The organism is Streptomyces sp. NPDC127190 (assembly GCF_042672505.1).
Taxonomy (GTDB): Bacteria; Actinomycetota; Actinomycetes; order Streptomycetales; family Streptomycetaceae; genus Streptomyces.
This window is the reverse complement of the sequence record NZ_JBHXVE010000018.1, coordinates 109,523-129,613: the sequence shown is the minus strand read 5'-3', so window position 1 is coordinate 129,613 and position 20,091 is coordinate 109,523. Positions and strand designations below refer to the sequence as shown.

1 protein-coding gene is annotated in these 20,091 nt (G+C 77.0%); it reads left to right on the top strand.

Translation table 11 applies throughout. The features are described 5' to 3' along the window. Window positions 1-10: 10 nt before the first annotated feature. Window positions 11-19,969: a non-ribosomal peptide synthase/polyketide synthase gene (locus tag ACFVIU_RS26055; RefSeq protein ID WP_385845405.1), complete on the top strand. Its 19,959-nt coding sequence runs from the start codon at window positions 11-13 to the stop codon at window positions 19,967-19,969. The last annotated feature ends 122 nt before the right edge of the window (window positions 19,970-20,091 follow it).

Below are 20,091 nucleotides of genomic sequence, written 5' to 3'. Positions count from 1 at the left end.
TCCGACGACCATGACGTCTTCGACCCCGTCGCACTCCGACGACCGCCCCGCCGCCGGGGCCCGCACCCCGCGCGACCGCGCCCAGGCCCTGCCCGCCGACCTGCGCGAGCAGCTGCGCCGACGGCTGGCCGGACGCGCCGGTCCCGCGGCCGCCCCCGGGGCCCGCACCGGCATCCCGCGCGCCGACCGGGACCGCCCGCTGCCGCTGTCGTTCGCCCAGCAGCGCCTGTGGTTCCTGGACCGGCTGCGGCCGGGCGACCCCCGCTACAACAGCGCGGTCGCCGTCCGCTTCACCGGCGCACTGGACCGGCAGCTGCTGGCGCAGGCGCTGACCGCCGTCGTCGCCCGCCACGAGGCCCTGCGCACCACGTTCGCCGAGCACGACGGCCGCCCCGTGCAGCAGATCCACCCGGCCGGGCCGGTGCCGCTGCCGGTGCGCGACGCGCAGGACCTCGACGCGGCCCTGCGCGCGGAGTACGCCCGCCCGTTCGACCTGCACCGGGGGCCGCTGCTGCGCGCCGTACTGCTGAGAGAGACCGGCACCGCGCACGTGCTGCTGCTCACCGCCCATCACATCGTCACCGACGGCTGGTCCATGGGCGTGGTCCTGGACGAACTGTGCACCGCCTACGACGCGCTGGCCCGGGGCGCGGCCCCGGACCTGCCCGCGGTGGCGGCCCAGTACCCGGACTTCGCGGTGTGGCAGCGCGAACAGCTCTCCGGCCCCCGCCTCGAACGCCAGCTGGCCCACTGGAAGGACCGGCTGTCCGGGGCGGTGGCCCCCGGGCTGCCGCTGGACCGGCCGCGCAGCGGCGAGGAGTCCGGCGCGGGCGCCGTGCACACCTTCACCGTGCCCGCCGCCGTCACGGACCGGCTGCGCGACCTCGCCAGGGAGCAGCACACCACCCTGTACACCGCCCTGGTCGCCGCCACGCAGGCCCTGCTGGCCCGCTGGTCCGGCCAGGACGACGTCACCGTCGGTTCCCTGACGCCCGGCCGCTCCCGCACCGACCTGGAGCGCGCCGTCGGGTTCTTCGTGAACACGGTCGCGCTGCGCACCACGGTGGACACCTCCGCCTCCTTCCGGGACCTGCTCGGCCAGACCGCCGACACGGTCAACGACGCCTTCGCGCACGGCGACACCCCGTTCGAGCGGGTCGTCGAGGCGGCCGGCGCCGCCCGCGAGGCGGGCCGCAACCCGCTGTTCGACGTCATGGTCCTGCTGCACCCCGAGCCGCCCGCCGCGCGCGCCCCGCACGGCCTGGGCACCGAGCCGGTCACCGTGCCCCGGCAGGCGGCCACCTTCGACCTGAGCGTGGAGTTCGTGCCCGACGGCGCGGGCCTGACCGGCCTGCTGGAGTACCGCACCGACCTGTTCGAGGCGGCCACGGCCGCCCGCCTCGCCGACCAGCTGCTTCGCCTGCTGCGGGCCGCCGCCGACACGCCCGACCGGCCCCTGGGCAGCGCACCCCTGCTGTCCGCCGAGGAGGCACGGCAGGTCCTGCACGACTGGAACCCGGCCCCGCTCCCGGTCCCCGACACCACCTACCCCGCCCTGTTCGAGGCCCGCGCCGCCCGCACCCCCGACGCACTCGCCCTCGTCGCCGGCGGTGAACGGCTCGACTACGCGACCCTGAACGCCCGCGCCAACCGCCTCGCGCACCACCTCATCTCCCTGGGGGCCGGCCCCGAACGGCTGGTCGCCCTGCGCCTGCCGCGCACCGCCGACATGATCACGGCGATCCTCGCCACCTGGAAGTCCGGTGCGGGCTACCTCCCGCTGGACCCGGCCCTGCCCGAGGAACGCGTCCGCTACCTGCTGGACGACGCCCGCCCCGCGCTCGTCCTGGACGAGGCCGCCCTGCGCGCCGTACCCGCCACCGCACCGGACACCGACCCCACCGACGCCGACCGGCGTGCCCCGCTGCACCCGCTGCACACCGCCTACGTCATCTACACCTCCGGCTCCACCGGCCGCCCCAAGGGCGTCGCCGTCGCCCACCGCTCCGCGGTGCACCTGCTGGCCGCGCACCGGGCGGGCTTCGTCGCCGAGGCCGGCGGCGGCCCGCTGCGGGTCGCCCTCACCGCGTCGTTCTCCTTCGACACCTCCCTCGAAGGCGTGCTGCTGATGGCCGACGGCCACCCGCTGCACCTGGTCGACGAGGTGACCCGGATGGACCCGGCCGCGCTGGTCGCCCACGTCGCCGAACACCGCATCGACTTCCTCGACGTCACCCCCTCCTACCTGCGGCAGCTGCTGCCCGCCGGACTGCTCACCGGCCCCGGGCACCGCCCCCGGGTCCTGATGCTCGGCGGCGAGGCGGTCGGCCCCGCCCTGTGGCGCGAGCTGGCCGCCCACCCGGACGTGACCGCGCACAACTTCTACGGCCCCACCGAGTGCACGGTCGACGCGCTGTCCTGCCGCATCGACGGCGGCGACCGCCCGCTGGTGGGCCGCCCGCTGCCCGGTGTCCGCGCCTACGTGCTGGACGGCCGGCTCCAGCCGGTGCCGCCCGGCGTCGGCGGCGAGCTGTACCTCGCCGGCCCCCAGCTGGCCCGCGGCTACACCGGCCGCCCGGGGCTGACCGCGGCCCGCTTCCTGCCCGACCCGTACGGGCCGCCCGGCACCCGGATGTACCGCACGGGCGACCTGGCCCGCTGGACGGCCGACGGCCGCCTGGACTACCTCGGGCGGGCCGACGACCAGATCAAGGTGCGCGGCCACCGCATCGAACCCGGGGAGATCGAGGCGGCCCTGCTGGACCTGCCCGCGATCGCCGCCGCCGCGGTCGTCGCCGTCCCCGACGCGCACGGCCACACGCGCCTGGCCGCCTACGTCGTGCCCGCGCCCGGCGCGGCCCGGCCGGCCCCCGCCGACCTGCGCGCGGCCCTGCGCCGCACCCTGCCCGACGCCCTGGTGCCGTCCTCCTTCACCGCCCTGGACGCCCTGCCGCTGACCACCAGCGGCAAACTGGACCGCCGCGCCCTGCCCGCGCCCGACACGGCCGAGGGCGACCGCGAGTTCACCGCCCCGCGCACCCCGGACGAGGAGACGCTCGCCGCCATCTGGGCCGAGGTGCTCGGCGTGGCCCGGGTCGGCGTCACGGACAACTTCTTCGAACTGGGCGGCGACTCGATCCTGAGCATCCAGGCCGTCTCCCGGGCCCGCGCGGCGGGCCTGCGGATCGGCTCCCAGGACGTCTTCCGGCACCAGACGGTCGCCGACCTCGCCGCCGCCGCGCGCCGCACCGGCGCCGTGCCCGCGCCCCGGCGCGCGCACGAGGACGGCCCCGCCCCGCTCACCCCGGTCCAGGAGTGGTTCTTCGCCACCCACGGGCCGCTGCGGCACTTCAGCATGTCGATGCTGCTCGACCTGCCGCACGACCTCGACGAGGCGGCCCTGGAACGGGCGCTGGCGGCCCTGACCGGCCACCACCCGGCGCTGCGCGCCCGCTTCACCCGCACCGACGACGGGACCTGGCGGCAGGAGCCCGGCACGGGCCCGGCCGGCGCACCGCTGACCCGGCACGCCCCGGACACCCCGCCCGCCGAGGCCGCCGACGCCGCCCGCGCGGCCCTGGACCCGGCCACCGGCGCGCTGCTGCGAGCGGCCCTGCTGACCGGAGGCCCACGGCCCCGGCTGTTCCTCGCCGTGCACCACCTGGCCGTCGACAGCGTCTCCTGGCGGGTCCTGCTCGCCGACCTGGAGCTGGCCTACCGGCAGGCCGCGGCCGGCGAGGAGCCCCGGCTGGAGCCCGAGCACACCCCGTTCGCCGACTGGGCGCGCCGGCTCGCCGAACGGGTGCGGGCCGGCGACCTGGACGACGACCTGCCGTACTGGACCGAGGAGACCGCACAGCCGCGCACCCCGCTCCCCGTCGACCTGCCCGGCACCCCGCTCGCCGGCTCCGTGCGCACCGTGCGCACCCGCGTGGACCGGACGACCACCGAGGCACTGCTGCGGCGGGTGCCGGGCGTGTACCGCACCCAGGTCAACGACGTGCTGCTGAGCGCACTGGGCCGGGTGCTCGCCGACTGGGCGGGCACCGACCGGGTCACCGTCGCCCTGGAGGGCCACGGCCGCGAGGAGGACCTCGCGGAGGGCGCCGACCTGTCCCGCACCGTCGGCTGGTTCACCACCCAGTACCCGGTCACCCTCACCGTCGCGGACGGAGCGGACGGTGCCGACTGGGGCGCGACCCTGAAGGCCGTCAAGGAGCGGCTGCGGGCGGTGCCCCGCCGCGGCCTGAGCTACCAGGCCCTGGGCCACCTCGGCTCGCCCGGCCCGCAGGCGGCCGCGCTCGCCGGACTGCCGCTGCCCGAGGTCTGCTTCACCTACCACGGCCAGTGGGAGGCCGCCGCCGGCGGGGACTTCGCACCCGCCGCCGACGTGCCCGGCCGCGACACCGACCCCGCCCAGCCACTGGACCACCTGCTCGACGTCTCCGCCGTGGTGTCCGACGGCGAGCTGGAGATCACCTGGCACTACAGCGAGCAGGTGCACCGGCCGTCCACCGTACGGCGGCTGGCCGACGCGATGGTGGAGGCGCTCGGCGCCGTCGCCGACCACTGCGCCCGGCCCGGCGCGGGCGGCCGCACCCCCTCCGACTTCCCGCTCGCCCGGCTGGACCAGGCCGGTGTGGACCGGCTCGCCGGCGACGGCCGGGACGTGGCGGACCTGCTGCCGCTCACCCCGCTCCAGGAGGGCATGCTCTTCCACCGCCTGGTCGGCGGGAGCGACGACGTGTACGTCGACCAGGCCGCCCTGCTGTTGGAGGGCGTGAGCGACCCCGCCGCGCTCGCCGTGGCCTGGCAGCGGGTCGCCGACCGCACCCCGGCCCTGCGCACCTCCGTCGTGTGGGAGGGCGTCCCGGTACCGCTCCAGGTCGTCCACCACCGCGTCACCGTCCCCGTCGAACAGCTCGACTGGCGCGACCTGGACGCCGGGGAGCGGGCCGAGCGCTGGGACCGGCTGCGCGCCGACGACCTCGCGCGCGGACTCGACCTCACCGCGGCGCCCCTGATGCGGCTGACGTTCGTCCGGCTCCCGGACGCCCGGCTGCACCTGCTGTGGACCTCCCACCACCTGATCCTGGACGGCTGGAGCCTGGCCCAGGTCCTCACCGAGGTGTTCGAGGAGTACCGGGCGCTCACCGCCGGCACCGAGTACCGGCCCCCGGCGCGGCGGCCGTTCGGCGACTACGTGCGCTGGCTGGCCGGCCAGGACGGCGAGGCGGCCCGCGCCCACTGGCGGGCCGTCCTCGACGGATGGGCCACCCCCACCCCGCTGCCCGCCGACCGCGTCCGGCGCCCCGGGCACGAGACCCGCTCCGCGGCGGTGCACACGGCCGCCCTGTCCGAGGAGGTCTCCGCCCGGCTGGCCGCGACCGCACGGTCGGCCGGACTCACCCTGGGCACCGTGGTGCAGGGCGCCTGGGCGCTGCTGCTGGCCCGCTACAGCGGCGAACGGGAGGTGCTGTTCGGCACCACCGTCTCCGGCCGCCCCGACGACCTGCCCGGCGCCGAGTCCATGGTGGGCCTGTTCATCAACACCCTGCCCACCCGCATCCGCGTGGACGGCGGGCGCAGGGCCGCCGACTGGCTGCGCGACCTCCAGGAGGCGCAGGCCGAGGCACGGCGGTTCGCCGCGGTGTCCCTGGCCGAGCTGACCGGGCTGAGCGACGTGCCCGCGGGCAGCCCCCTGTTCGACAGCATCGTCGCCTTCGAGAACTACCCCTTCGACGAGGCCCGTTCGGCCGCCACCGGCATCCGCCTCGCCGACGTCTCCTCCCGGGACGCCACCAACTACCCGCTGGTGCTGCGGGCGTACCAGGGCGCGCACGTCGGCTTCGACCTGGCCTACGACCCCGCCCTGTTCGACGCCGCCACCGCCGCGGACCTCGCCGGCCGGCTGTGCCTGCTGCTGACCGGGCTCGCCGACGACCCCGACCGCCCGCTGCGCGCCCTCGCCTGGACCACCGCCGCCGAACGGCACCGGATGCTGACCGAGTGGAACGGCACCGCCGAGGGCCGGCCCGCCGACACCCTGACCGGCCTGTTCGCCGCGCAGGCCGCCCGCACCCCGCACGCCGAGGCCGTCACCTGCGGCGACGACCGCCTCGACTACGCCACCCTGGACGCCCGGGCCGGCCGGCTCGCCCACCGCCTCGCCGAACTCGGCGCCCGCCCCGAGACGTTCGTGGCGCTCGCCCTGCCCCGCTCCACCGACCTCGTCGTGGCCGTCCTCGCCGTGCTGAAGACCGGCGCGGCCTACCTGCCCGTCGACCCCGCGCTGCCCGCCGAACGCGTCCGGCACCTGCTCGACGACGCCCGGCCGGTGGCACTCGTGACCACCGCTGGCACCACCGCGGGCACCGAGGCCGGCACCGCCGTGCCCGCCCTGCTGCTGGACGACCCGGACGTACGCGCCGACCTGGCCCGGCGCCCGGCCACCGGCCCCGCCGACCCCGCGCTGCGCCCGCTGCCGGAGAGCCCCGCCTACGCCATCTACACCTCCGGCTCCACCGGCCGGCCCAAGGGCGTCGTCGTCCCGCACGCAAGTGTCGTCCGGCTGTTCACCCGCACCCGGCAGTGGTTCGGCTTCGGCCCCGACGACGTGTGGACGCTGTTCCACTCCTACGCCTTCGACTTCTCGGTGTGGGAGCTGTGGGGCCCGCTGCTGCACGGCGGCCGGCTGGTGATCGTGCCCGAGGACACCGCACGCTCCCCGGAGGACTTCCTGCGCCTGCTCGCCGACGAACGGGTCACCGTCCTCAACCAGACGCCGTCCGCGTTCTACCCGCTCATCCGCGCGGACGCCGAACACCCCGGCGTCGGCGCACGGCTGGCCCTGCGCACGATCGTCTTCGGCGGCGAGGCACTGGACGTCACCCGGCTCGCCGACTGGTACGCCCGCCACCCGGACGACGCGCCGCGCCTGGTCAACATGTACGGCATCACCGAGACCACCGTGCACGTCACCTACGCCCCGCTGGACCGCGGCACGCCCGGCGGCACCGCGAGCCCCATCGGCACCGGCATCCCCGACCTGCGCGTCCACGTCCTCGACGACGCCCTGAACCCCGTACCGCCGGGCGCGGTGGGGGAGTTGTTCGTCGCCGGCGAGGGCCTGGCCCGCGGCTACCTGAACCGGCCCGGCCTCACCGCGACCCGCTTCCTCGCCAACCCGTTCGGACGCCCCGGCACCCGCATGTACCGCACGGGCGACCGGGCCCGCCGGCGGGCCGACGGCACCCTGGAGTACCTGGGCCGCGCCGACCAGCAGGTCAAGATCCGCGGCTACCGCATCGAGCCCGGCGAGATCGAGGCCGCGCTGCACACCCACCCGGGCGTGGGCGCGGCCGCCGTCGGCGTGTACGAGGACTCCGCCGGCACCCGCAGGCTGGTGGCCCACGTCGTCGGCACCGGCACCGGGGACCGCGCCGCGCCCCCGCCCCCCGCCGCCGCCCTCCGCGCCCACCTCGAAGGACTGCTGCCCGCGCACATGGTGCCCGCGGCCTACGTCCCCATGGCCGCCCTGCCGCTGACCGTCAACGGCAAGCTGGACCGGCGCGCCCTGCCCGCCCCCGGACCCGGCGGCTTCGCGGCCGACGGACCGCGCACCCCCCTGCGCACCGACGCCGAACGGCTCGTCGCAGCCGCCTGGACGGACGTCCTGGACACCGACGAGATCGGCGCCGACGACGACTTCTTCGCGCTCGGCGGCGACTCCATCCTCGCCGTCCGGGTCACCTCCCGGCTGCGCGCCGCCTTCGGCAGCGACGTCTCGCCCCGGCTGCTGTTCACGCACAGCACGCTCTCCGCGCTCGCGGCCGCGCTCGGCGAGCCGCGGGAGGGGACCGGCGCCGGCCGCGGCGAGGCCGCCGACGCCATCCCGGCGACCGACCCGGACACGCCTGCACCGCTGTCGTACGCCCAGCAGCGGCTGTGGTTCCTCGACCGGTTCGAACCGGGCAGCACCGAGTACACCACCCTGTCCGTGCTGCGGCTGCGCGGATGGCTCGACCTCGCCGCCCTGCGCACCGCCCTGGACGGCCTGGTCGCCCGGCACGAGGCCCTGCGCACCACGTTCACCGAGGACGGCGGCGAGGCCCGGCAGGTCGTGCACCCGCCGCGGCCCGTCGACCTGCCGGTGGAGGACCTCCAGGACCGCGCCGCCCTGGACGCCCTGCTGGAGCGGGAGGCCGGCACCCCCTTCGACCTGGCCACCGGGCCGCTGCTGCGCGCCCGCGTGGCCCGGCAGGCCCCCGACGAACACGTCCTCGTCCTGGCCGTACACCACATCGTCACCGACGGCTGGTCCGTCGGCGTCCTCGGCCGGGACCTCGGCGAGCTGTACGCGGCGGCCCTCGACGGCCGCCGCCCCGCCCTGCCCCGACTGCCCGTCCGCTACGCCGACCACGCCGCCTGGCAGCGCGGCCGCGCCGACCGCGTCGAGGCCGGCCTCGCGTACTGGCGCCGCGCCCTGGACGGCGTACCCGCGCTGGAACTGCCCACCGACCGGCCGCGCCCGGCCGTGCGCACCCGCGACGGCGCCCTGGTCACCTTCACCCTGCCCGCCGCGCTGACCGGGCGGCTGCGCGAGCGCGGCCGGGAGGCCGACGCCACCTTGTACATGACCCTGGTGACGGCCTGCCAGGTGCTGCTCGCCCGCTGGGCCGGGCAGCAGGACCTCACCGTCGGCACCGTCACCGCCGGCCGCGACCGGCCCGAACTGCACGACGTGGTCGGCATGTTCGTCAACACCCTGGTGCTGCGCACCCGCGTCCGCCCCGAGCTGTCCTTCCACGACCTGCTCACCGAGGTGCGGGGCACCGTCCTGGACGCCTTCGCCCACCAGGACGTGCCCTTCGAACGCGTGGTGGACGCCCTCCAGCCCGAGCGGGACACCAGCCGCACCCCGCTGTTCCAGGTCATGGTGGCCCTGCACAACCTCGGCGCCCGGGCACCCCGGCTGCCCGGGCTCACGGCCGAGCCGGTCACCCCGCCGGTCCGCAACGCCACCTTCGACCTCGCCTTCGACTTCGTCGAGACGGACGGCGGCCTCACCGGCCACCTGGAGTACAACACCGGGCTCTTCGACGCCGGCACCGCCGCATGGCTGGCCGAGCGGCTGCGCATCCTGCTGGAGGCCGCCGCCGCCGACCCGCGGCAGGCCGTGGGCGCCCTGCCGCTGATGACCGACGGCGAACGCCGGCAGGTGCTCGCCCAGGGCCGGGGCGCCCCGCTGCCCGGGCCGGACACCACGTTCTGCGCCCTGTTCGAGGCCCAGGCCGCGCGCACCCCGCACGCGACCGCGCTGGTCGCCCGGGACACCACCCTCGACTTCGCCGCCCTCAACCGGCGGGCCAACCGGCTCGCCCACCATCTGATCGCCCGGGGCGCCGGCCCCGAGGACGTGGTCGCCGTACGGCTGCCCCGCACCTCCGGGCTGCCGGTGGCGCTGCTCGCGGTCCTCAAGGCGGGCGCCACCCTGCTCTGCCTCGACCCCCAGCTCCCCGAGGACCGCGTGCGGTACCTCCTCGACGACGCCCGGCCGCACACCGTGCTGACCGGCCTCGACGACGTGCCCTGGGACCGGCTGCCCGACCACGACCCGTTGGACGCGGACCGCGTCCGGCCGCTGCTGCCCGGGCACACCGCCTACGTCGTCTACACCTCCGGCTCCACCGGCCGCCCCAAGGGCGTCGCCGTCGAGCACCGGCACCTGGTCAACCTCTGCCACGACCACCGCGAGAACCTGTTCGCCCCGCACACCGCGGGCGGCCGCCGGCTGCGGGCCGCGCTCAGCGCCTCGTTCTCCTTCGACACCTCCTGGGAGGGCGCCCTGCTCCTCGCCCTCGGCCACGAGGTCCACCTCGTCGACGAGGACGTGCGGCTCGACCCCGAGGCGTTCTGCGCCCAGGTCGCCGAGCACCGTCTCGACCTGGTCAACGTCACCCCGTCGTTCCTGCGCGAGCTCACCGCCGCCGGCCTGCTCGCCCCCGGCCGCCACCACCCGCGCCTGCTGCTCGTCGGCGGCGAGGCGGTGCCCACCGCCACCTGGCGCGAACTCGCCGCGGTGGAACGGGACCTGGGCATCGCCGTGTACAACATGTACGGGCCCACCGAGTGCACCGTCGACGCGGCCTACGCCCGCACCACCGACCGCCCCGACCGCCCGGTCATCGGCCGTCCCGGCGGCAACCTGCGGGCCTACGTGCTCGACGGCGCCCTGCGCCCGGTCCCGCCCGGCGTGCCCGGCGAGCTGTACCTCGCCGGAGCGCAGGTGGCCCGCGGCTACCTCGGCCGGCCCGGCCTGACCGCCGCCCGATTCCCCGCCGACCCGTTCGGCGCGCCGGGCGAGCGCATGTACCGCACCGGGGACCGGGCCCGCTGGGACCGCGGCGGGCTGCTGGAGTTCCTCGGCCGGGTGGACGAGCAGGTCAAGATACGCGGGTTCCGCATCGAACCCGGCGAGGTCGAGGCCGCCCTGCTCGCCCACCCCGACGTCGCCGACGCGGCGGTGACCGCACGCGAACACGCCGGCCGCCTCCTGCTCGTCGGCTACGTCGTGCCCGCCCCCGGCCGCAGCCCCGGCGCCGACGAACTGCGCGTCGCGCTGCGCCGCACCCTGCCCGACCACATGGTGCCCGCCGCGTTCGTGCCGCTGGCCCGCATCCCGCGCACCACCAGCGGCAAGACCGACCGGCGCGCCCTGCCCGCCCCGCCCGAGCAGCCCGACAGCGGCAGCCCGTACGTCGCCCCGCGCAGCGGCACCGAGGAACGCCTCGCCGCCATCTGGACCGACGTCCTCGGCGTCGAACGGGTCGGCGCCCGGGACAACTTCTTCGCGCTCGGCGGCGACTCGATCCTGAGCATCCAGATCGTCTCCCGCGCCCGGCAGTGCGGCCTCGCACTCACCACCAAGGACGTCTTCCGCCACCAGACCGTCGCCGAACTCGCCCTGCACGTCACCGAGTCGGCGCCACGCCCGGCGGCCGGCGACGCCACCGGGCCGGCCGAGGCACCCCTCACCCCGATCCAGCACTGGTACCTCGACGGCCGCGAACCCGGCGAGCGGCTGCGGTTCACCATGACCCAGCGCCTCGAACTCGCCCCCGGCACCGACGCCCCCGCCTGGCGGCAGGCCGCCGACGCCCTCGTGCGCCGGCACCCGGCCCTGCGCACCCGCTTCCACCGCACCGGCGAGACCTGGCGCCAGCAGGTGCTGCCCGAGGCGCCGGACACCGTCTTCACCCGCCACGACCTGACCGGCGCCGACGTCCCGGCGGCGGAGGCGGCGGTCCAGCGGTGCACCGAGCAGGCGCAGGCCGGCCTCGACCCCACCGCGGGCCGGGTGGTGCGCGTCCTGCTCTTCGACCGCGGCCCGCAGCTGCCCGGCCAGCTCGTCGTCACCGCGCACCACCTGGTGATCGACGGCGTGTCCTGGCGCATCGTCCTGGCGGACCTGGAGAGCGCCTACCGGGCTGCCGCCGCCGGCCGCCCGGCCGAACCGCCGGCCGCGAGCACGCCGTACGGCCACTGGGCGGACCGGCTGGAGCGGCACACGCGCTCCGGCGCCCTGGACGCGGACCTGCCGTACTGGACGCGCACCGCCGCCGCCCCGGCCGCGCTGCCCGCGGGCCGGCCCGGCCCGAACACCCACGGCACCGCCGCCACGGTCACCGTCACGCTGGACGCCGCGACCACCGACGCCCTGTTGCGGCAGGTCCCGGAGGTCTACCGCACCCAGGTCAACGACGTCCTGCTCAGCGCCCTCGGCCGCACCCTGGCCCGCTGGTGCGGCCGCGACACCGTCCTGCTCGGCGTGGAGGGCCACGGCCGCGAGGACCTCTTCGCGGACGTGGACCTGTCGCGGACCGTGGGCTGGTTCACCGCCGAGTTCCCGCTCGCCCTGCGCGTCGCCCCGGACGCCGGCTGGCACGACACCCTCCGCTCGGTGAAGGAGCAGCTGCGCGCCGTGCCGCTGCACGGTCTCAGCCACGGCGCCCTGCGCCACCTGCGGCCCGACAGCCCGCTCGCCGGCGCCCCGGCCCCGCAGATCGGCTTCAACTACCACGGGCAGTGGGACCCGGGCGCCGCCGACGGCGACGGCCCGGTCCGCGGCCCGCTGCCCCCGGCCGGCCGGGACACCGACCCCGACGCACCCCGCCCCTACCTCCTGGACGTCACCGGCGTGGTCCAGCAGGGACGGCTGGAACTGGGCTGGACCTACCCGCCGGGCGTCTACGACGAGGACACCGTCCGGCGGCTCGCGGACGACACGATCGCCGCCCTGCGCGACATCGTGCGGCACTGCGCGACGCCCACCGCCGGCGGCCGCACCCCGTCCGACTTCCCGCTGGCCGGCCTCGGCCAGGACCAGCTGGACCGGCTCGTCGGCGACGGCCGGCACGTCGCCGACGTACTGCCACTCACCCCGCTCCAGTCCGGCATGCTCTTCCACGGCCTGGTCGACACCGAGCACGCCTACTTCGACCGCACGGCCGTCCGGCTGTCCGGGGTGGCCGACCCGGGCGCCTTCGCCGCCGCCTGGCAGCAGGTCGCCGACCGCACCCCGGCGCTGCGCACCAGCGTCCACTGGCAGAACCTGCCCCACCCCGTCCAGGTCGTCCACCAGCGCGCCGAACTGCCCGTCACCCACCTCGACTGGCGCACCCTCGCCCCGGCCGAGCGGGCCGCGGCCACCGAGCGGCTGCTCGCCGAGGACCGCGCGGCGGGCATGGACCTCACCACCGCGCCGCTGACCCGCCTCACCCTGGCCGCCCTGCCGGGGGACGAGGTGCTGATGCTGTGGTCCACCCACCACATCGCGCTCGACGGCTGGAGCACCGGGCAGCTCCTCACCGAGGTCTGCGCACGCTACGCCGAGCTCACCGGCGGCCCGCACACCCCGCCCCCGGTACGGCGGCCCTTCGCCGACTTCCTGCACTGGCTGGCCGCGCAGGACGAGACGGCGGCCGAACGGCACTGGGCCGAGGCCCTGGACGGGTTCACCGCCCGCACCCCCCTGCCCTACGACCGCACCCCCGCCGAGGCACACCGCACCCGGTCCGCCGCGGCCGTCCACCAGGAGCTGGACGCCCGCACCTCGCAGCGGCTGCGGGAGACCGCCGCCCGCGCCGGGCTCACCGTCAACACCGTGGTGGAGGGCGCCTGGGCGCTGCTGCTGGCCCGCACCAGCGGCCGGGACGACGTGGTGTTCGGCACCACCGTCTCCGGCCGCCCGGCCGAACTGCCCGGCGTCGAGGGCATGATCGGCATGTTCATCAACACCGTCCCCACCCGGGTGCGCATCCCGTCCGGGCCCGTGCTGCCCTGGCTGCGAGGCCTCCAGGAACGGCAGAGCGAGGCCCGCCGGTTCGATCACCTCGCGCTGCCGCGCATCCAGGCGGTCACCGGCGTCCCGGCCGGCGAGCCGCTGTTCGACAGCATGGTGGTCTTCGAGAACTACCCCGTGGACGAGGCCGCCACCGCCCGTACCGGCGTCCGCGTCGAGGAGGTCCGCGCCGACGACGCGACCACCTTCCCCTGGTGCCTGCGTGCCCACCTCGCCGACCGGCTCGCCTTCGACCTGGCCTACGACCCCGCCCTGTTCGACCCGGCCACCGTCGAGCGCGCCGCGGACCGCCTGACCGCCCTGCTCACCGCGCTCGCCGACGGGTTCCACACCGGCCTGGACGAGCTGGACCTGCTCACCCCCGCCGACCGCGAGCTGCTGGGCGCCTGGAACACCACCGCACGCCCGGCCCGGCCGCACAGCCCCGTCGCCCTGTTCACCGCACAGGCGCGCCGCACCCCGGACGCGACCGCCGTGCGCGACGGCGACCGCGACCTGACCTACCGGGACCTGGCCGACTGGGCGGGGCGGCTCGCGGCGCGGCTGGTGGCGGACGGGCTCGCCGCCGAGGACCGGGTGGCGCTGCTGATGGACCGCTCGGCCGAACTCGTCGTCGCCCAGCTCGCGGTGCTCATGGCGGGCGGCGCCTACCTGCCCGTCGACACCCGGGCCCCCGGGGAACGCCGCCGCCTCCTGCTCGACCAGGCCGGCGCCGCGGTCCGGCTCACCGCCGCCGACGTCGTCGCCGCCCGCACCGCCGGCGCGGACGGGCCGCTGCCGGCCGCCGACCCCGACCGGGCGGCGTACGTGATGTTCACCTCCGGCTCCACCGGCCGGCCCAAGGCGGTCGTCGTCCGCCACCGCGACGTGGCCGCCCTGGCCACCGACAGCCGGTTCACCGGCGGGGCGTGCGCACGAGTGCTGCTGCACTCGCCGGTCGCCTTCGACGCGGCCACCTTCGAGGTGTGGGCGCCCCTCCTCAACGGCGGCTGCGTCGTCGTCGCCCCCGTCGGCGGGGTGGACGCGGCCCTGCTGCGCCGGCTCGCCGCCGACGGCGGACTGACCGCGCTGTGGCTGACCGCGGGGCTGTTCCGGCTGCTCGCGCAGGACGCCCCCGACTGCTTCCGCGGCCTCGGCCAGGTCTGGACCGGCGGTGACGTCGTCCCCGCCCAGGCCGTGCGCCGGGTCCTGGCCGCCTGCCCCGGCCTGACCGTCGTGGACGGCTACGGACCCACCGAGACCACCACCTTCGCCACCTCCTACGCCCTGACGGACCCGGCGGCCGTACCGGACACGATCCCCGTCGGCCACCCCCTGGACGACATGCGGGTCCAGATCCTCGACGCCCGGCTACGGCCCGTGCCGCCCGGCTGCGCGGGCGAGCTGTACCTGTCCGGGGAGGGCGTGGCCCGCGGCTACCTGGGCCGGCCGGGCGACACCGCGGCCCGGTTCCTCGCCGACCCCGCCGGCCCGCCCGGAGCCCGCATGTACCGCACCGGCGACCTCGCCCGGCGGCGGCCGGACGGCGCCGTGGAGTTCCTCGGCCGCGCCGACGACCAGGTGAAGATCCGCGGCTTCCGGGTGGAGCCCGGCGAGGTCGAGGCCGTCCTCGCCGCCCACCCCGGCGTCCTCGACGTGGCCGTGCTGGCCCGCGAGGACCGACCGGGCGCCAAACGGCTCGTGGCCTACGTCGTCGGCCCGGCCGGCGAGGACGAGGAGGAACTGCGGGCCCACGCCGCCCGCAACCTGCCCGAGTACCTGGTGCCCACCGCCTTCGTCCCGCTCGCAGCCCTGCCGCTCAGCGGCAACGGCAAGGTCGACCGGGCCGCCCTGCCCGCGCCCCGGACGCCCGAACCGGCCGTACGGGTGGCACCGCGCACCGAGGCGGAGCGCCGCACGGCGGAGGTCTTCGGCGAGGTGCTCGGCACCGAACCGCCCGGCGTGCAGGACGACTTCTTCCAGCTCGGCGGCGACTCGATCCTCAGCATCCGGCTCGCCGCCCGCCTCGCCGCGGCCTTCGACACCGACGTCACCCCGCGCGCGGTGTTCACCCACCCGACCCCGGCCGGGCTGGCCGCGCTGCTCGGCGCGCGCCAGGGCTCCGGCCGGCCGGAGATCGTCCCGGTCCGCCGCGACGGGCTCGCCCCGATGTCGTACGCCCAGCAACGCCTGTGGTTCCTGGAGGAGTTCGCGCCGGGCGGCGCCGAGTACGTCACCGCGCTCGCCCTGCGCCTGCGCGGCACGCTCGACCTGCGGGCCCTGCGCGCGGCCCTGGCCGCCGTCGTGGCCCGGCACGAGTCGCTGCGCACCACCTTCGACAGCGTCGACGGGCACGGCGTGCAGCGCGTCCACCCGCCGCAGGACGACGTGCCGCTGGACGTCCGGGACCTGACCGGCCAGGCCGGGGAGGAACAGCAGCGGGCACTGCGCCGCGTCCTCGCCGAGGAACGCACCCGCCCCTTCGACCTGCGCCGCGGACCGCTGCTGCGCACCCTGCTGGTCCGGCTGGCCGACGACGACCACGTGCTCGGCCTCACCCTGCACCACATCGTCACCGACGGCTGGTCCACCTCGGTCCTGCTCGGCGACCTCGCCCACTTCTACCGGGCCGAACACGGCGTCGTACAGGAGGACCTGCCACCGCTGCCGGTCCAGTACGCCGACTACGCGCACTGGCAGCGCGCCGCGGCCGGCGCCGGCGACGACGAGCACCTCGCCTACTGGAAGGAGCACCTGGCCGGCACCGCACCACTGGACCTGCCCACCGACCGGCCCCGGCCGCCGGTGCGCACCACCGCTGGCGCGACCACCCGCGTGGTGGTGCCCGCCCGGACCGCCCGGCGGCTGACCCGGCTCGCCCGGGACCGGGGCACCACCCTGTTCACCACCCTCGTCGCCGCCGCCCAGGCCTACCTGGCCCGGCTCTCCGGCGCCGAGGACATCGCCGTCGGCACCGTCACCTCCGGCCGCGACCGCGCCGAGACCCAGGCCCTCATCGGGTTCTTCGTCAACACCCTGGTGCTGCGCTCGACGGCGCGGACCGGACAGTCCTTCAGCGACTTCCTCACCACGGTCCGCCGCACGGTCCTCGACGCCTTCGCCCACCAGGACGTGCCGTTCGAGCGCGTCGTCGACGAGGTGCAGCCCGTCCGCGACACCAGCCGCAGCCCGCTCTTCCAGGTCATGGTCGTCCTCCAGAACACCCCGGCGAGCGGTCTCGACCTGCCCGGCCTCGACGTCACCGACGTGCCGCCGGAGTCGGAACAGGCCGCGTTCGACCTCACCTTCGAGTTCGCCGAGGCCGGCTCGGGGGCTCTGCACGGGCTGCTCACCTACAACACCGACCTGTTCGACGCGGCCACGGCCGAGCGCATGGCCGGCCAGCTCGCCACCCTGCTGGGCGCGGTCGCCGAGGACCCCGACCGCCCGCTCGGCGCGCTGCCGCTGACCACCGACACCGAGCTGAAGGGCCTGCTCGACCAGGGCCGGGGAACCTTCCGCCCGGTACCGCAGGCGACCCTGCCCGCCCTGTTCGAACGGCAGGCGGCCCGCACCCCGGACGCGGTGGCCCTCGCCGACGGCGACCGGGAGCTCACGTACGCCGAGGTCGACCGGGCGGCCAACCGGCTCGCCCACCGGCTGATCCGGGACGGCGCCGGACCGGAGCAGGTGGTGGCCCTCGCCCTGCCCCGCTCGGCGGCGACCGTGGTGGCCCAGCTCGCCGTCGCCAAGACCGGCGGCGCCTTCCTGCCCGTCGACCCCGACTACCCGCCGCAGCGCCGGGAGTTCATGCTCCGCGACGCCGGCGCCCGGCTGGTCGTCGGCGACCCGGCCGAGGTGTGGGCCGCCGACGGCCCCGAGACCGCACCGACCGACGCCGACCGCACCGCCCCGCTCACCCCCGACCACCCCGCCTACGTCATCTACACCTCGGGATCCACCGGCACCCCCAAGGGCGTCACCGTCACCCACCGGGGCCTCGCCTCGTTCGCCGCGGCCGCCGCCGACCGGTATGCCGCCGGCCCCGGCGACCGGGTCCTCCAGTTCGCCTCGCCCAGCTTCGACGCCTCCGTGCTGGAACTGTGCATCTCCCTGCTGAGCGGCGCCACACTGGTGACCGGCGAGGAAGGGCCGCTGGTCGGGGAACGCCTCGCAGAGGTGCTCGCCGGGCGGCGCATCAGCCACACGCTGATCCCGCCGGCCGCGCTGGCCACCGTCCCGCCGGAAACGGCCGCCGCCCTGCCCGACCTGCGCACGCTCATCGTCGGCGCGGAGGCCTGCCCGGCCGACCTGGTGGCCACCTGGGCACCCGGCCGCCGGGTGATCAACTCCTACGGGCCCACCGAGGCCACCGTGGTCGCCACCTGGACCGGCCCGCTCACCCCCGGCACCGGAGCCCCGCCCATCGGCCGCCCCGCCGGCCACACCCGCGTCCTCGTCCTGGACACCGCCCTGCGCCCCGTCCCGCCCGGCGTCACCGGCGAGCTGTACGTCGCCGGCCCCGGACTGGCCCGCGGCTACCTCGGCCGGCCCGGACTCACCGCCCAGCGGTTCGTCGCCGACCCGTTCGGCGCGCCGGGGGAGCGGATGTACCGCACCGGCGACCTGGTCCGCTGGACCGCCGACGGCCGGCTCCGGTTCGCCGGACGCGCCGACGACCAGGTCAAGCTGCGCGGCTTCCGCATCGAGCCGGGGGAGATCGAGGGCGCGCTGCGCCGCAGCCCCCAGGTGCGGGACGCGGCCGTCGCCGTCCGCGAGGGCGCGGCCGAGGGCGCCCCGGCCCGGCTCGTCGCCTACGTCGTACCCACCGGGCCGGCCGGGGGACCGCTGCCCGTCGACGAACTGCGGCTGCATCTGGCCGGGCTGCTGCCCCCGCACATGGTGCCGTCCCTCTTCGTGCCGCTCGACCGGCTGCCGCTCACCCCGAACGGCAAGCTGGACCGGCGGGCGCTGCCCGCACCCGGGCCGGCCCAGGCCGGGGACACGCCCCGCACCGCGCCGCGCACCGACACCGAGCGCCGCATCGCCCGCATCTGGGCCGACGTGCTGGGCATCGAGGAGGTCGGCGCCGACGACAACTTCTTCGCGCTGGGCGGTGACTCCATCCTGACCATGCAGGTCGTCTCCCGGCTGCGTCGCGACGGCCTGCACGTGGCCACCCGGGACCTGTTCACGCACCAGACCGTCGCCGAACTCGCCACCGTCGTGCGCAGCGCGCCCGAGCGGACCGGGGAGGGCCCGGTGACCGGCGAGGTGCCGCTCACCCCGATCCAGGAGTGGTTCCTCACCAGCCCGCGCGCCGCCCACCACCACTTCAACCAGTCGGCGCTGCTGGAACTCGACGGCACGCCCGACCAGCGGGCGCTGCGGGCCGCGCTCGACGCGCTGTTGGAGCACCACGACGCCCTGCGCATGCAGTTCACCCGGTCCGCCGGGACGGACGGCCCCGGCACCGGCTGGCGCCAGTTCAACCCGCCGCCCGCCGCCCACGACGTCCTGGTGTGCCACGACCTCACCGGCCTGTCCGCCGAGGAGGCCGACCGGGCCATGGAGAAGACCGCGGACGAACTGCACGCCGGGTTCGACCTGGCCCGCGGTCCCCAGCTGCGGGCGGCGCTGTTCACCGGCGGCCCGGACCGGCCCGTGTTCCTGCTGCTCGTCGCCCACCACCTCGTCGTGGACGCGGTCTCCTGGCGCATCCTGCGCGACGACCTGGAGACCGCCTACCGGCAGGCGCTCGAGGGCGGCACGGTCGGCCTGGGCGAGCGCAGCACCAGCTTCCGCACCTGGTCGCGACGGCTGGCCGCGCACGTCGCCGACGGCGGCCTCGACCACGAACTGCCGTACTGGGAGGAGGCGGTGCGCGCCGAGCCCGCCCCGGCCGCCCCCGCACCGCAGGCCGGGACGGGACCGGCCGCCGTGGTCGGCGTCGAACTGGACGAGGACGACACCGCCGCCCTGCTGCGGGCCGCGCCCACCGCCTACCGCACCCGCGTCGACGACGTCCTGCTCGCCGCCCTCACCCTGGCCCTGGCCCGCTGGACCGGCCGCGACCGGGTCCGCCTGGACCTGGAGGGACACGGCCGCGAGGACCTGCTCGACGGGGTGGACCTGTCCCGCACGGTCGGCTGGTTCACCACCGTCTACCCGGTCGCCGTCCAGGTCCCCGACCCCGGCGACCTGGGCCCCGACCGCGACTGGCGGGCCCTGGTGAAGTCCGTGCGCCGCCAGCTGCGCGCGGTGCCCGGCAACGGCATCGGCTTCGGCGCCCTGCGCACCTTCGGTCCGCCCGAGGTCCGCGAGCGCCTCGGCGGCAGCGCGCACAGCCAGGTGGTGTTCAACTACCTCGGCCAGTGGGACGCCCGTCCGGAGACCGCGGGCGGCGGGCTGGTCCGCGCCGAGCACGGCTCCTTCGGACAGGACCACGACCCCCGGGACCCCGGCTCGCACCCGGTGGAGGTGGTGGGCGCCGTCCAGCACGGCCGGCTCGCCTTCACCTGGCACCACCGCCCCGGCGTCCACGACACGGCGGCCGTGCGCCGGGTGGCCGAGGAGTTCGCCGAGGCCCTGCGGCAGCTCGCCCGGCACGCCCGGGGAGGCCGGTGACGGCGCCCAGCCGGGACGGGGCGCACCGTGCCGGGCCACCGCCCGGCACGGCCCGCGCCCCTCCCGCGCCCCTCCCAAGGCAGGACGACCTCCACCCGACGACACCCGTACTGACGACACCC